This window comes from Methanomicrobium sp. W14 (assembly GCF_017875315.1).
In the GTDB taxonomy this organism is placed as follows: domain Archaea; phylum Halobacteriota; class Methanomicrobia; order Methanomicrobiales; family Methanomicrobiaceae; genus Methanomicrobium.
On sequence record NZ_JAGGMM010000003.1, the window covers coordinates 575,316 to 590,042 of the forward strand.

The following is a 14,727-nucleotide window of genomic DNA, read 5'->3' on the forward strand; positions in this document are numbered from 1 at the left end:
TTTTTTGAAGTTTGGCCTTATCGGAAACCCCAATGTCGGAAAATCCCTTATATTCAACCTTCTCACTGGAATAGGAGTTGAAATTTCAAATTTCCCGGGAACGACAATAGGAATGCTCTCCGGAAACGTCTGCTACCAGCGTGAAAAATTTGAGGTTGTCGACTTCCCGGGCATATACTCTCTTGACGGTCTTTCCGAGGAGGAGACCGAGGCAAGACGTTTTCTTTTAAGAAAAGAGGCTGACGTCCTCATCGCAGTCCTTGACGCGTCACGGCTTGAAAGAAACCTCTACCTGCTTCTTCAGATCGCAGAGTATCAGATTCCTGCGATTATCGTCCTCAATATGATGGACGAAGCCGAAAAAAAGGGAATTTTTATTGACACTAAAAAACTTTCTGAAACCCTTGGCTGCGAGGTTATTCCCGCAGCCGCAACCGAAGGAAAAAATATTGAAAAAATAATACCCTGCGCTCTTGAAAACGCAAAAATTCCCTCATACAGGGTTTCATATGACCAGCACATAGAGGCTGCATTGAAAAGCCTTCAGAAGATACTGAAGTGCGAAAGAATTGAAGCGATTTTAGCCCTTGAAGGAATCGGGACAGATAAAGAGCTTCTTGACGATGCACAGGCTGTAAGGGACGAGATTGAAGAGCAGCACAGGATGTCGGTGCACCAGATAATAGCTGCAAACAGGCACAACGAGGCCGAAAAAATTTCTGAGAGCGTCGTGAAAAGCGAGGGCAGAAGCGTTTCAAAAAATATAGACAGGCTTCTTACAAGAACGATTCCCGGCGTCCCGATAATGGCTGTCGTCCTCATATCAACCCTCCTTTGTGTGTTTTTCATCGGTTCTTTTCTCGAAGAGACGATTGTAGGCCTTTTTGACACCTTCCTTATAAACCCGATGTACTCCGCCGGCCTATCACCTTTTTCTGAGGAGATTGTCTTTTCCGTTCTTATAGCAGTCGAGGCAGGCCTTGGTGTGGCGTTTCCCTACGTCTTCACTTTTTACATACTGATATCAATCCTCGAAGATACCGGGTATATGACAAGGGCATCGTTTCTTGCGGACAGGGCAATGCACAAAATCGGGATGCACGGTCAGGCCCTGATACCTATGGTCCTTGGGTTCGGGTGCAATGTCCCTGCAATAATGAGCATAAGACAACTGTCAAAACGGGAAAGGATTATAGCTTCCTTTCTTATCACAATGGTCCCGTGCTCTGCAAGAACGGTTATCATTGCAGGAATCGTAGCCGCTTTCGTCGGAATCCTTCCGGCCCTTTCAATATACCTGATAATATTCGTACTGATTATCCTGACAGGCCTTGTCCTAACGAAATTTGCGCCTGGTGACCAGTTCGGGATGATACTTGAAATAGTCCCGATGAGAAAACCGAGAATGAAGCAGACCCTTCAGAGAGCGTGGCTTCGAATGAAGGAATTTTTGTTCATCGCAATGCCTCTTCTGATTGTAAGCAGCGTTATACTGGGAGTTTTGCAGTACACCGGAATTATAAATTCATTCCAGAGCATATTCGCACCGTTTATGGAGGCGGCCCTCGGCCTTCCGGACTACGCCTCGACCGCACTTCTCTTCGGTATACTGAGAAAAGAGATGGCTTTTGAAACTCTTGCAATCCTTGCAGGAACAGCCAATCTTGGCTCTGTACTGACAGGTGCGCAGTTGTACATATTCGCAATAGTAAGCGTCCTCTTTGTCCCCTGCATATCCACAATCGCAGTTCTTTACAGGGAGATGGGACTTAAAATCGCGGCCGCCGTATCTTTTTACACACTCTCGCTTGGTGTTGTCGCAGGAGTCATCCTCAATATGATTTTATAACGGCAAAAAACCGTTAATTCAATACATTTTTAATGGAGACACAGGTTCTGAAAAAATCCGAAAATGAATAAACTTTTTTTCAAATGGACATGGTCACTATATTAATGAGAGAATAAATCCAATAAATAACAGAGAATTATGGAGAATTCCGATAATTTCCAGGTCACTTCCATTACCCAGATAAAAACACATCACCTGAAAAAAGGGCGCAGGGAAGAGTTTGAAAAGGAGCTTTCCAGGCTCTCGGAAATTTTTTCAAACCTCCCGGGATACTGCGGGGCAAATTTTTTCAAATCCTGCGATGAAAAAGACAGCGACTATACCGTAGTATTGAAATTCAGGTCAAAAAAGGACTACGACAACTGGAACGGTTCACCTGAAAAAAGATGGTGGATTCAGCGCGAAAAGGAGCTTACAGTATCTCCTCCGGACTTTTACACGGTGAGCGGTCTTGAAAGCTGGTTTACCCTTCCCGGAAACAGGATATTAAAACCGCCCAGAAAATACAAGCAGGCGGCAGTTACATGGCTTGCGGTATGCATACTTGCGGTATTAACGCCTCTCGAGAACACGGTGTTCGGGTCATTTCCGTTTATTGTCCAGAAGATGATAGACACTGCAATACTTGTAACACTGCTTTCATATGCCTTAATGCCGGCTCTGACAAGAGTGTTCAGTTTCTGGCTGTATCCTGACGGCTCAAAAAAAGTGTTTGATAAGACTGAAAAACTGAAAAGAGAAATTAAATCACTTTGAAAACACCAATCATTTTCATACCGGGAAAAAGCATTATGAAGAGGACCAGAGTCATCGGGTGCGGAAATCCGTATATGGGAAACGACGGCGCGGGTGTCGCAGCAGTTGAGCGCTTAAAAAAACTGTTCCCTAAAGCAGATGCCATAGACGGGGGAACCGGTGGAATAGGCCTTCTCGGCGATATGGATGGCTATGAACGCATAATAATAATAGATGCCATGACAGGAATAGGCAGAAAGAAAGGCGAGATAAAAGTTTTTTCTGATACTCCTCCATACACTCCTTCCCAGATTTCCCTGCATGATGTAGGTGTTTCAGGCGTTGTTGAAGCGGCAAAAACGCTTATTCCGGGAACAGAGGTTATTACTGTAGGAATAGAAGTAGAGTCCATAAAAGAGTACTCAAAAGAACTGGACCCTGAAGTTGAAGAAGGCATTGAAAATATTTGCACCATTGTTATAAAGATTCTTGAAGAATGATTCCCGGCCAATTAAAAAAGAAAATATAATGCTTTCCTTTGAATGAAAATGATATTATTTATAAGTAAACATTTTTTAAAAATTAAATGAGAAGATTAATATTATTTCCTCTCTTCAGTGATCATTATGGAACTGCCCAGAGGCAGATTTGAACGATTTATTCGCGGCGCAACGGTTAAGAGCGTCTTGGCAGAGCTTTATGAAAAAAAATTTTCCGGGTGCTGTTCCGGGATGCTCTGTAAGACAGAAGGAGAACTGATATTTGAAAACGGTGAGATAATTCTGGCGGAATCGCTAGCAGACTCCGGTTCAGGCGTTCTCAGAATGCTTTTCTCAGAACCGGACGGGGACATTACAGCAGAAATTTCAGGGTACAGCGAAGCTCAGGTAAAGCTTGCAAAAGAGTTCAACAAAAAATTCATCACTGATGAAAAGAACTGCAACTTAAGCGTATCCTCGTTTCTTAAAAATCCCGGTTCTGCAACGCAGAATGTAGAACCAGACGTAAAAACTAACGGTTTTTCCCTTAAGGCGGACAATCCGGCTGCAGGAAAGGAACCAGAAAAAGGCGTTTTGCATAAAAAACTTCCTGATTCCGGGGATATGTTTTCAGATGACGAACTCATCCTGAGCATTGACGAAGCTGAAATCGAGGCCATAAAAAAGGATTTCTCCCTCAATGCAAAGGACATCCTCAAAAGAATTCACCTTGACCACCTGATACAGACAGAGAAGAAAGAATGACAATTACTCCGGAAATTTACGCAAACCTGGCTTTAACTGCAATCGCTATAATTCTTCTGCTAATCCTTGCAACTCTGGTACTTATATTAAGGCGCCTTGGTTTAAATACGCAAAAACCTGATAAAAAGGAAGCAGCCAGGACTGAAAAAACAGGTGGATATCCCGAAAAAGAAGGGGGAAAAAACAGAGCTGCTGAAGATACCGATCCTTCAGCACTTTACAGTTCACAGTCAATCGAAGAGAACCTTAAAGGTCTTTTCAGCCACTACGGGCTCAACTCTTTTACCATGGCGACATCAGACGGCCTCGTGATAAGCTCAACAGACAAAAATCCGGAAGAGGATGCGGCAAAATACAGTTACCTCTACCTGCAGGGAAAACAACCGCAGTCATCAAAAATCAGGCTGATAGGCGTCCCTCATAAGGGGGGAACGGTTGTTGGGATAATAAAATCCGATGAAGAACTGCCAAAAGGGGACCTTTCACTCATAGAAAGGGATATCAGGTATATTCTGAGGCGGAATATGTGACTGAAAAAAGGCTGAAAAAAACATGACAACAGTTTTCACGATAGCATCAGGTAAAGGCGGAACAGGAAAGACGACAGTAACTGCAAACCTTGGCTCCATGCTTGCATATCACAAAAAAAGGACATACATCCTTGATTCCGATATGGGAATGGCTAACCTCGGTCTGGTTCTCGGCCTTGAAAATATGCCGGTAACACTTCACGAGGTCCTTGCAGGAAAAGCCGACATCCACGAGGCTATATACGAAGGACCGTTCGGCGTTTCTGTAATTCCAAGCGGGCTCTCCCTTGAAGGCTTCAAAAACGCCGATCCCGGAAAGCTTTCCGGTGTTTTAAAAGAGATAACTGATGAATGCGACATCCTGATAATAGACGCGCCTGCCGGGATAAACCACGACGGAATCGTCCCCCTTGCCGTTGCAGACGAGGTGATTCTTGTCGTAAACCCTGACATCTCATCTCTTGTAGATGCTCTGAAGACCAAGATGCTTACCGAGATGCTGGGAGGAAAGGTACGTGGTGCGATAATTAACCGTATAAGCAGCGTAAAGGACACCAAAACCCGCAACCAGATCGAAAAGATGCTTTCCGTTCCTGTAATCGGAATTATTCCTGAAGACGTAAACGTCAGGCGTGCATCAGCCTGCCGTTCTCCGATTGTCGTGAAATATCCTACTTCTGATGCTTCCAGAGCTTTTAGAAGGATTTCTGCCACACTTATCGGAATTGACTACAAAGAGGACGAAGATACGAAGACAAAAAAGAAGGAGAAATTCATAGAGAGATTTGCAAGAGCCCTCTTCCCGGGAGGCAAAAATGTCAGCTGAAATTTTGATTATAGCAGGCCTTGGCATACTAAACATAGTTTTCATCTTTATAATCTGGGTGATGTATGTCCGCATAAAACAGCTTTTAGGCGATGTCGAGGACCTGAAATCCAGAATGGAGTTCTCTGACAGTGAAATCGAAACCCTGGCGGAGGCCGTAAGGGGAATAAGCGGTGTAAAATAAAAAAAATGTTTTTTCTGTTCTTTGGTGGTGAAAAGTTAATGATAGAAATACACGTGGACAGCGATTCATGCGTTGGATGCGGGCTGTGCGTCAAGGACTGCCCGATGAAGGTTTACGAATTAAAGGACGGGTTAAGCGTTCCTGTAAGACCTGAAGACTGCATGGGGTGCCTCTCCTGCCATGAAATCTGCCCTGCGCAGGCACTTGAGCACAGGGGGATTTACCCTGCAAAGAGACACTACATCGACATAAAAGTCTGCGAAATGCTGAGGAAGGTCATCTGAAATGGCGGCAAGCTATGTTGACGAACTCCACGAGAAGTTCGAGACCGGGGTAACGTACAAATCAGAGGACATTCCGCTGCAGTGCACGCCTCCGGCGAAAGAGATTGAGGTCACTCTCCATGGCGTCATGAAGCTCAACGGGCTTATTATACGTTCTCTTGAAGAAATTGCAGGAAGGGGGGCGAATGCCGTTACATTTCGTGCAGGAAAGAAGTTTGGCCATGAAATTGCAAAATACTTCCAGAAACGCGATGACATCGAAGACGCACTCCATGAACTCACCGACCTCCTGGCAGGCCAGTACAACTTCGAGGTCTGGAAGCCTGCGGGAAGCGACACCTTCATAATAGAGGAAAACGGCCAGAGGTTCATATACCTCGTATTTCATGACTGCATCGTAAGACAGACTCTCAGAAGAAACGGCCAGGCCCAGGAAGGCCCCCTGTGCCAGACGCTGTGCGGGTATGTCGTCGGTGCAATAGAGGAGATTACCGGAACACGCGTAAAGCTTGAAATAATGCATACGGGGCCGAATGCATGCTTAAAAAAACTTATCCTGATGTGACTGGGGAGAGACTTTTATGAAAATAGCAATAGAGGAGCTTGCCGGGTGCTCGGGGTGCACAATCGCGGTTTTAGACCTGCATGAAACCCTCCTGGAAGTCTTAAAAGAAGCAGAAATCGTATATTCACCTGTTATAATGGATGCAAAAGAGCCTCCTGAGGGAATAGACATAGCATTTGTCACGGGCTGCGTAAGAAACGAGGAGAACAGGGAGAGGCTCAGAAAAATAAGGAGCAGAGCAAAAATTCTTGTCGCCTTCGGGACCTGCGCATGCTACGGCGGCGTATCGGGGCTTTCAATGCTCAGCAGCAACGACGAAATTTTCAAAACAGTCTACAGGGGAGTAGATACCGTAAAGGAGGACGGAAAAATTCCTTCAGACGTCCCAAAATTTCTGTACAGGGCTTTTGCAGTCGGTGACCTTGAAAAGGTCGACTACTATATAACGGGGTGTCCTCCTAAGGAACAGTTTTTAAGGCAGATTTTCCCGGCTCTTTTAAAGGGCGACAAGGCCGAACTCTCCAGGAAATCGGTATGTTCGGAGTGCGACAGAAAGATGGGATCTGTAGAGGGCTGGAAGCTTAAAAGGCGCTATGAAGGTATTCCAGACCGCGAGCACTGCCTCCTGGGCCAGGGCTACCTGTGTCTCGGACCTGTAACATTCGGGCGCTGTGGTGCGGCCTGCCCGAAAAACAACGTTCCATGCCACGGATGCAACGGCCCTTCGCTTGATATACTAAGGGAACCCTGCCGCGACCTCTACAATATGATGGTAAGAAGGATATCTGACCTAACCGACATTCCGGAAAAAAAAGTTGAAGGAGAACTATACGACGTTGCACACACGATGTACCCGTTCACCATAGGCAGCCTGATAATGGAGGACAAGGAGAATTCGAAGATACGCGACCTTGTAAAGGAGAGGAGCGGATGAAAGAGATTACAATAAGCCCGGTGACAAGAATCGAAGGGCATGCAAACGTAAGAATTTACCTCGATGAGCAGAACAGGGTAAATTCCGCACATTTTCAGGTCGTTGAGCTGAGGGGATTCGAGAAGTTTCTCATAGGCTCCGCAGTAGAGGAGGCATTGAGGATTACCCCCAGGATATGCGGTATATGCCCTGTATCTCATCATGTAGCGGCAGCAAAAGCCTGCGATGAAATATTCGGGGTAAAACCTCCGGAAACAGGCAGGATGCTTCGTGAACTTCTGATGAACGGCCAGTTCATACATTCGCATTCACTTCACTTCTTCATGCTTGCCTCACCTGACTTTCTCATAGGAAGCGATGCACCGGCATCTGACAGAAGCGTAGTGGGGCTTATCAAAAAAGCGCCTGATATCGCAAAAAAGGCCATTGAAATAAGAAAATTTGGCCAGAGGCTTACCGAGGCCATCGGCGCAAAACCAATTCACCCTTCAACCTGCGTCCCGGGAGGCATTTCATGCCGGCTTTCAGAAGAAAAACGCTCGGAACTTCTGGATATGGCAAAAAAATCCCTTGAAATTGCAAAAGAGGGCTGGGAAACCGCAAAAAGTGTCCTCGACAAAACCGACCTTACTCTCGGCGCTGTCGAGACCTCCTTTGTGGGAATGTCAAAAGACAATAAATTCTCTATATACGACGGTCCCGTGAACGTTATCGGAAAGGGCAGGGAGCAAAAGGGAAACTTTTCAGGAACGGACTACCTTGACTACATAGAAGAATATTCCGAGGACTGGTCATACCTGAAATTTTCAAGACTTAAATCAGGCGATTATTACCGTGTCGGGCCCCTTGCAAGGCTCAATATAATCAAAAGCATGGGAACGCCCCTTGCAGACTCAGCCCTTTTTGAGTACAGGTCGGTTTTCGGGGAGTTCACCCAGACGACGCTTGCATACAACATCGCACGCTACATAGAACTCCTTTCATGCTGCGAAAATGCAGTCACCCTGCTTTCAGACCTAAAAATATGCGGAGACGACATCCGTGCAGAGCCTGGAGGGATTGCAAAAAAAAGAGGTGTAGGAATAATAGAAGCCCCGAGAGGAACCCTTATTCATGACTATACTGTCGACGACAACGGATTTATCACTAAATGCAATCTAATCGTCGCGACATGCCAGAACAATTACGCAATGGACAGAGGGGTCGAGGATGCGGCAAGAAAAGTCATTTCAGGCGGGGTTCTAAGTGAAACCGCTTCAAACAGGATAGAAACCGTGATACGGGCATACGATCCCTGTATTTCCTGTGCGACTCATGCAATCGGAAAAATGCCCATATCAATCGAGGTTTTACACGACAGGAATAAACCTGAGAAAGGTCCAAGAGAAATTTAGGGATTATTATGTTAAAGCAGATACTTAACGAATTCCTGCAGATTAACGGGGTTACCGCTGCGGTTATCGCAGGAAGAGACGGATTTGTCATAGAAAGTGCGGTTTCAGGCGACGTCGACATAGAGGCGCTTGGTGCGATGGCGTCAACCGGTCTCGGGACGTCTGAGGCCATGAGCCGTGAACTTGGAAAAGAGGTCATGAACCAGATAATAGTGGAACTCGAGGAAGGCCCTATTCTCATATCACCTCTGTCCGAAGACGAGCTTATCGCGATAGTCGCCGAGAAAGGCGTCAACGTGGGACTTTTAAGATATGAGCTCAAGAAAAACCGTGAAAGAATAGTTGCAGCACTATGAGTTCCGGACTTCCTGAAGGCGAGAAGATTGCTGCAGTGCAGATATCCCCGGACAGGCTATCCGGATTTATCACAAATTTCAGCGGCTGCGTAAGAACAGAAAGAGACGACCGTAAGGGCTTTCTGCTTGTGGAAAAAGGAAAACCCGTGGCCGCAGCATACACCTCGGGCGGAAGAGATTTTTCAGGCAACAGCGCTTACGAAATGATTCTGGATGAGGTGTTACTGGACTGCATATTAAATGCCTATACTGAAGAGGAGCTTGAAACTGCAAAGAGCGGTTTAAAAAGTGATTTTTTGGTATCTGAAGAAGAAATGACTCCGGGAAAAAAAGGAGACATACTGTCCCCGGATACGCTTTCATCAGTCATGCGCCAGCCGGGTGTCATTGCGGTTTCGGTCATATTCGAAGGTTTTGCACTCCAGTCCCTTGGAGACGCCGACTTTGAACATGTCGCGGCTGTAACAGAAGACCTCGTCCGTGCGGGGTCAAAGATAACAGGCGACCTCATGATGGGCTCGTTAAACCAGCTCCTTTTAGAGACACCAAACGGGAAACTTATCGTTGCACCTGTAAACGAGCTCTACATCTGTGTCCTTGCAGAAAAAAATGCGAACCTTGGTCTTATAAGACTTGCACTGCAGTCCGTAAGATACGACAACAGCGAAGATTAAGGAAATATAAAAAAATTCAGAACCAAAAAAAATAATTTTTTCAGATATTTATTTTCAGGGTCTTTACCGCGGGTTTTATTTCAAGTGACACGTCAAGGTTTTTCACCGAGTGGGTAAGCGACCCCATGCTTATCCTGTCCACTCCCTCGACTGCATAGGAAATGACGGTTTCGCTTGTTATTCCCCCGGAGACCTCTATCACAACGTCTTTCAGCAGACCTTTGCTTTTGAGGGCACCCACAGTTTCAGAAACCGCTTCAGGGGTCATATTGTCAAAAAGTATTATATCGGCACCCGCTTCTGCGGCGGACAGGGCGTCTTTTTTATTTTCAACCTCAACCTCAACTTTTTTGTAAGAGGTGTATTCTTTTGCCTTTTTAACCGCCTCTTTAAGCGGGCATAAAACAAGGTGGTTGTCCTTTATCAGAAACCCGTCTGAAAGGTTTGACCTGTGCGGGTCACCACCGCCGAGAATTATTGCTTTTTTGTCTATTTCACGGCATCCGGGCGATGTTTTTCTCGTCCCGCATATCCTGAGTGACGGGTTTTTTTTCTTTACGGCAGCTGAGATTTCTGCGGTTTTTGTTGCAATTCCGCTCATTCTCCCGATAACGTTAAGGGCTGTCCTTTCTCCTGCAAGGACAGATCTTGAACTTCCTGAAAGTGTCATCAGTACGTCTCCGAAGGCAACCCTTTCGGAGTCCCTCTTTTTAAGCTCGGCCTCAACGCCAAGATAAGAAAAAATCCGGCAGGCCTCAAAAAGACCTGCTATTACACCGCTCTCCTTTGAAATTATCTGAGCATGCACAGGCACATCCGGGACAACAGCATCAGACGTTATGTCTCCTCCGGAAAGGTCTTCTTCAAGGTAAAAGAGGAGGCTTTTTGATATAGGAACCGGCATTTTCCTTCACCTCTTTATATCCATCATACGTCTTATTGCACACCCCGCCCTCTTCATTATTTCGCCGGGAACGGTTATCTCGGGCCCCTCATCTTCAAGGGACTCTTTAAGCATTTCAGGCGTTATGAGCTTCATGTCTTTGCAGACCGCATCAGGGAAGGAAAAAAACTCTTTTCCCGGAAACTTCTTTTTCAGCCTGTAGGCCATGTCTTTTTCCGTCAGAACCGCCCATCTCTCAGACCTGCCCGCTTCTCTTACCATACCGCCAGTTGATGCTACGAGACTGCATTTGTCCCGGACTTCTTTTGAGCATTCGGGGTGGCAGACAGCAGTATAACCATTTTTTTTCGCGTCTTCTGCATCTGAGGGCTTGAATACCATATGGACCGGGCAGTGACCGTTCTTTGGAACAGGAATAATAGTCTTTTCAGGGACGTTTTCCGCAACCCACGAAGCAAGGTTTGAGTCAGGTCCGAAGAGTATCGTATCGCTTTTAAGAGACCTGCATACCTGGACAGCATTTGCCGACGTACAGGTTATGTCTGCTTCCGCCTTGCACCCTGCCGTTGAATTAACATAGAGGACGACCTCTGCACCCGGATGCGCCTCTTTTGCCTTACGGACGGCTTCAGGCGTCAGAAAGTCCGCGAGAGGGCATCCTGCGTCCTTTGCCGGGAGGATTACTTTTTTCCCCGGGTTTAAAATTTTGGCTGTCTCAGCCATGAACATAACACCGCACAGAACTATTATGTCCTCTTTCGCCTCCCTTGCCTTTATTGCAAGCTCAAGGCTGTCTCCCGTAAAGTCAGCCAGGTCCTGTATCTCCGGGGGCTGGTAGTTGTGCACGAGAACTACTGCATTCTTCTCTTTTTTCAGCCTTTTTATGTCATCTGCTATAGTCATGGTCTGCATCAGGTTCCTATTATCAGCGGTTTTTCAAGGTTTTTCAGGAGGACTATTATCGAAAGGGCCGCAAGGTAGCTTGTCGCCGGGTTCTGGGGCGAGGGATTGTTCTCTATCTTCAGGTAAAAGTTGCCGAAATCCCCTTCAGCAAATATCTCATGCGTGTTTTTTTCGACAGCCGGGTCTGCCCAGAGTTCGACGTCCACTTCACGCCCTGACGCAAGTTCAAGCGCTATTGCTACATTGATGTTCTTCGGAAACTTCTTTATGCACTCGTCAGCCCTTCCTGAAAAGACAAGAGTCCTCTCTTTTGTATCCACTCTAAGTGAACGCGGGTTTTTGGTAGTCCTTAAAAGGAGTTTTGAAAGCTTTGATATCTGGCCTATCTTGAGGTTGTCAATGCCCATTACGGCACCGCTCGGGATTCTTATCTTCCTGTTATTTTCGCCGGCAACAGATACAAGGCGGTCTTTGAACTCGCTGTCAGACAAAGCACCTACAGAAAGGATTACTATATCCTTTCCGGACAAGAGCACTTCCTCCGCATGTTCGTATACCGCACTTACAGAAGCGGCTTCAACGACTATATCAATGTCCTGTGCCAGAAAATCCTCAAAATTTTCACAGGCCACAGCACCTGTTGCACCGGCAAGGCGCTTTGCACTGGAGTATGCAGAGTCATAAACGGCTTTAATATTAATTCCGTTTTTCTTTTCCGCAATTATTCCTCCGACATTTCCGCAGCCAAGCAGACCGACACGCATCATTGTAGTGTATAAGTGGGAACTTCTGATTAATCATTCTTATGATTGTTCCCATATTTTCATGATCTAAGGTAAATTTGTTTGTTTTTACCTAAGATGAAATTGTTGAGGAAACCAGTGTTTATCTAAGAAAACGAAAAAAAACAAAGGAAATAAAAAGAATATTGGTTTTATTTGAGGGTATTCCTAAAAAACCCTCATTCAGCTCTTAAAGCCTCAATCGGGTCCATTTTCGCCGCACTCCATGCGGGATAGACACCTGATATTATATCAGATTATCATACCTACAAACATTACTATCGGGACGTACATTATGCTTGAGATGTCAAAGAAGTACTCCGTTGTCCCGAGCATCAGATAGGTAAGTGCATATCCGCCGACAAAGCTTAACAGTGCACCGATTCCTGAACCTATAAGGCCTAGAATTGCGGATTCATACAGAAACATCCACCTTATTTCAGAGCGTCTCGTGCCTATGCTCCTAAGGATACCTATCTCTTTAACCCTCTCTCCTCAAGAATGCCAGTTACACGCACCTTGGTCTGCGAGCCGTCTTCGTCACCTACCTTTATGTGGCTCCCACATTGAGGTCATACCTGTCGGCAAGAGTAGGTCCTATAACGACACCGTTATCCCCCGTAGGGAAATTTCCCTCTTCAACGTCGACAATATTTTCCACAGATGCCATATCAGCGCCGTAGATTGTCGAATGGCCTTTTTCTGATCTCACATATATCGTATCCGAGTCAGAATGCATGGCAATAAAGTCGCATTTGCAGTTCGCCGAAGCGACAACTTTGTCTATTTTCTGAAGCTGTTTCTTTGAGATATAACTCTCATCATCGTTTCCGCCACCAAACATACCGCCTCCGCCCCCGGGAGAGCATAATAAAATTTCCCGACTCAGAAAGCTCTGCTGTAACGGAAAGAGTCATATTTGCACCGGGGATACCTATGGAAATGATTGCGACGACACCAATTACAATTCCTATTGCTGCAAGAAGTGACCTTGTGAAATGAAGACTAACATTTCTAATGGACAGGTCAAAGAATATATCGTCCAGAATCATTTTTTTATCCTCCCGTCAGCAAAGATAATCTTCTTTTTGGCGTATTCGACTGTATCTTCATCATGAGTGACCATTACAATCGTTCTGCCCCGATAAGGTCTGAAAGCATCTCCATTATCTGGACACTGGTCTTTGAATCCAGATTTCCGGTAGGTTCATCGCACAAAAGAATTTTGGGGTCATTTACAATTGCACGTGCAATTGCGACCCTCTGTTGCTGACCGCCTGAAATTTCATTTGGCCTGTGATAAATTCTCGTTTCGTCAAGCCCGACCATTTTAAGAAGTTTTCCCGGGTATCCGGTATCGTCTCTCTTCCTGTATTTTAGAATCATCGGATATTCCACATTCTCTTTTAAGTCAAGAAGTGGAATCAGGTTGAATTTCTGGAAAATGTAACCCATCTTATCCCTTCTTAAGTCCGTAAGTTCGTCGTCGGAAAGAGTACCTACATCTTTTCCGTCGATTTAAAGTTTACCTGACGTCGGAACGTCAAGGCATCCAATCTGGTTAAGCAGAGTGGACTTCCCGGACCCTGAAGGACCCATGATTGCAACAAACTCCCTTCATATATCTCAAATACTTTTTTTAATTTTAACAGGGACAACCTGAAAATCGGATTTTTCGGTTGCATCATTACAACATAAATTCTGTTGTAATGTTGTATCCGGTTGTTTTATTTGCAAACATCAGTCTTATCGTCTGTGCAAGATAAACAGTCTTTTTTCTGCGGGCTGTAAATTTTACGTCAATTCCTTTTCTGGAAGAGATGCCAGGGATCGGCGGACGCCTTAACCTGATGGGGATGTTCACTACATCCGCCTCCTGTCTGTGTGGCATGTTTTACAACATGTTATCAATATGTTACTATGCCTACGGTTACATGATATGCTTATCTTGTAGAATACATTGAATTGCAGTGATTCAGGGATTATTGTCAATATTTTATAAATTCTTATTTTTAATCTTAAAAAAGGACAGTCCGACAACAGAGTGATACTTAAACAATTCCATTTAATATCAGGCAGTAACTCATTTTTCTCAAAAGAGAGATTCCTTTTTGCGACAACTGCTTTTTTCTCAAAACCTGTAAGATAAGGAAAAAATGTCAAACAAAAACGTAAAAAATACCTGAAAATAACATTTTTTTAAACTATCTCTTTTACAGATAATTCAAAACACCAGAAATTAAGATAAACAAAAAAAGCTTTTTCTGCGTTATTCTAATGGTAACAATTGCAGCGTTAGATGTTTCCCGAGAACTCGCGTATCTCAGTACACCATCTGACGTGAGCAGGCTTAACTGCCGGGTTCGGAATGAGTCCGGGTGTGTCCCTGCTGCTATGGCCGCAATTGAATTCGGAAATCAAGGATTTCCTGTAAACTCATTATTTCTGACGAAATAATTTCACATTTGGAAATCAAGGATTTCCTGTAAACTCATTATTTCTGACGAAATAATTTCACATTTGGAAATCAAGGATTTCCTGTAAACTCATTATTTCTGACGAA

At 45.1% G+C, this 14,727-nt stretch carries 20 protein-coding genes, 1 rRNA gene and 1 pseudogene; 13 read left to right on the forward strand and 9 right to left on the reverse strand.

The window, feature by feature from the left end:
- Positions 1 to 4: 4 nt before the first annotated feature.
- From feoB to J2128_RS12030, 13 genes are all read left to right on the forward strand, one after another.
- Entirely contained in the window at positions 5 to 1,849 is a 1,845-nt protein-coding gene (gene feoB / locus J2128_RS11970; protein ID WP_209691659.1) for a ferrous iron transport protein B, read from the forward strand.
- A gap of 138 nt (positions 1,850 to 1,987) precedes the next feature.
- The gene (locus J2128_RS11975) at positions 1,988 to 2,605 is read left to right on the forward strand and encodes an antibiotic biosynthesis monooxygenase (RefSeq protein WP_209691660.1); all 618 of its coding nucleotides are present in this window, start codon (positions 1,988 to 1,990) and stop codon (positions 2,603 to 2,605) included.
- 35 nt (positions 2,606 to 2,640) lie between these two features.
- Positions 2,641 to 3,084 (forward strand): hydrogenase maturation protease, encoded by a 444-nt coding sequence (locus J2128_RS11980; RefSeq protein WP_209691661.1) that lies wholly within the window; start codon positions 2,641 to 2,643, stop codon positions 3,082 to 3,084.
- A gap of 126 nt (positions 3,085 to 3,210) precedes the next feature.
- A complete protein-coding gene (locus J2128_RS11985; RefSeq protein WP_209691662.1) occupies positions 3,211 to 3,828 on the forward strand; it encodes a hypothetical protein in 618 nt (205 codons plus the stop codon).
- A complete protein-coding gene (locus J2128_RS11990) occupies positions 3,825 to 4,358 on the forward strand; it encodes a hypothetical protein (RefSeq protein ID WP_209691663.1) in 534 nt (177 codons plus the stop codon). The genes J2128_RS11985 and J2128_RS11990 overlap by 4 nt, the downstream gene beginning before the upstream one ends.
- Before the next feature lie 22 nt (positions 4,359 to 4,380).
- A complete protein-coding gene (minD, locus tag J2128_RS11995; protein ID WP_209691664.1) occupies positions 4,381 to 5,184 on the forward strand; it encodes a cell division ATPase MinD in 804 nt (267 codons plus the stop codon).
- On the forward strand, positions 5,174 to 5,368 hold the full coding sequence (locus tag J2128_RS12000) for a hypothetical protein (protein ID WP_209691665.1): 195 nt from the start codon (positions 5,174 to 5,176) through the stop codon (positions 5,366 to 5,368). The genes minD and J2128_RS12000 overlap by 11 nt, the downstream gene beginning before the upstream one ends.
- A 38-nt stretch (positions 5,369 to 5,406) precedes the next feature.
- A complete protein-coding gene (locus tag J2128_RS12005; protein ID WP_209691666.1) occupies positions 5,407 to 5,652 on the forward strand; it encodes a ferredoxin family protein in 246 nt (81 codons plus the stop codon).
- Position 5,653: 1 nt separating this feature from the next.
- Positions 5,654 to 6,217 (forward strand): hydrocarbon binding protein (contains V4R domain), encoded by a 564-nt coding sequence (locus J2128_RS12010; protein ID WP_209691667.1) that lies wholly within the window; start codon positions 5,654 to 5,656, stop codon positions 6,215 to 6,217.
- Between the two features lie 16 nt (positions 6,218 to 6,233).
- Positions 6,234 to 7,151, forward strand: a complete 918-nt coding sequence (locus tag J2128_RS12015) for a F420-nonreducing hydrogenase (protein ID WP_209691668.1) — start codon at positions 6,234 to 6,236, stop codon at positions 7,149 to 7,151.
- Positions 7,148 to 8,545 carry a Ni/Fe hydrogenase subunit alpha gene (locus J2128_RS12020; protein ID WP_209691669.1) on the forward strand — a complete coding sequence of 466 codons (1,398 nt, stop codon included), beginning with the start codon at positions 7,148 to 7,150 and terminating at the stop codon, positions 8,543 to 8,545. The genes J2128_RS12015 and J2128_RS12020 overlap by 4 nt, the downstream gene beginning before the upstream one ends.
- Before the next feature lie 8 nt (positions 8,546 to 8,553).
- Positions 8,554 to 8,901 carry a roadblock/LC7 domain-containing protein gene (locus J2128_RS12025; RefSeq protein WP_209691670.1) on the forward strand — a complete coding sequence of 116 codons (348 nt, stop codon included), beginning with the start codon at positions 8,554 to 8,556 and terminating at the stop codon, positions 8,899 to 8,901.
- Positions 8,898 to 9,575: a roadblock/LC7 domain-containing protein gene (locus J2128_RS12030; protein ID WP_209691671.1), complete on the forward strand. Its 678-nt coding sequence runs from the start codon at positions 8,898 to 8,900 to the stop codon at positions 9,573 to 9,575. The genes J2128_RS12025 and J2128_RS12030 overlap by 4 nt, the downstream gene beginning before the upstream one ends.
- A 40-nt stretch (positions 9,576 to 9,615) precedes the next feature.
- On the opposite strand, the gene nadC is transcribed toward J2128_RS12030, so the two are convergent.
- From nadC to rrf, 9 genes and pseudogenes are all read right to left on the reverse strand, one after another.
- Entirely contained in the window at positions 9,616 to 10,479 is an 864-nt protein-coding gene (nadC, locus tag J2128_RS12035; protein ID WP_209691672.1) for a carboxylating nicotinate-nucleotide diphosphorylase, read from the reverse strand.
- Positions 10,480 to 10,485: 6 nt separating this feature from the next.
- Positions 10,486 to 11,382, reverse strand: a complete 897-nt coding sequence (gene nadA, locus J2128_RS12040) for a quinolinate synthase NadA (protein WP_209691673.1) — start codon at positions 11,380 to 11,382, stop codon at positions 10,486 to 10,488.
- Between the two features lie 8 nt (positions 11,383 to 11,390).
- Complete coding sequence (gene nadX, locus J2128_RS12045; protein WP_209691674.1) at positions 11,391 to 12,149, reverse strand: aspartate dehydrogenase; 759 nt, start codon at positions 12,147 to 12,149, stop codon at positions 11,391 to 11,393.
- A gap of 267 nt (positions 12,150 to 12,416) precedes the next feature.
- Positions 12,417 to 12,641 (reverse strand): FtsX-like permease family protein, encoded by a 225-nt coding sequence (locus tag J2128_RS12810; protein WP_348632410.1) that lies wholly within the window; start codon positions 12,639 to 12,641, stop codon positions 12,417 to 12,419.
- A 73-nt stretch (positions 12,642 to 12,714) separates the two neighbouring features.
- Positions 12,715 to 13,008, reverse strand: a complete 294-nt coding sequence (locus tag J2128_RS12815) for a hypothetical protein (RefSeq protein ID WP_245323726.1) — start codon at positions 13,006 to 13,008, stop codon at positions 12,715 to 12,717.
- Positions 12,986 to 13,216: an ABC transporter permease gene (locus tag J2128_RS12820; protein WP_245323729.1), complete on the reverse strand. Its 231-nt coding sequence runs from the start codon at positions 13,214 to 13,216 to the stop codon at positions 12,986 to 12,988. The genes J2128_RS12815 and J2128_RS12820 overlap by 23 nt, the downstream gene beginning before the upstream one ends.
- Positions 13,213 to 13,778: pseudogene (locus J2128_RS12055) on the reverse strand (ABC transporter ATP-binding protein); the annotation flags it as partial. The gene J2128_RS12820 and the pseudogene J2128_RS12055, both read right to left, overlap by 4 nt.
- Before the next feature lie 73 nt (positions 13,779 to 13,851).
- The gene (locus J2128_RS12060; RefSeq protein ID WP_209691675.1) at positions 13,852 to 14,055 is read right to left on the reverse strand and encodes a hypothetical protein; all 204 of its coding nucleotides are present in this window, start codon (positions 14,053 to 14,055) and stop codon (positions 13,852 to 13,854) included.
- Between the two features lie 393 nt (positions 14,056 to 14,448).
- Positions 14,449 to 14,570: ribosomal RNA gene (rrf, locus tag J2128_RS12065) — 5S ribosomal RNA — on the reverse strand.
- Between the last annotated feature and the right edge of the window lie 157 nt (positions 14,571 to 14,727).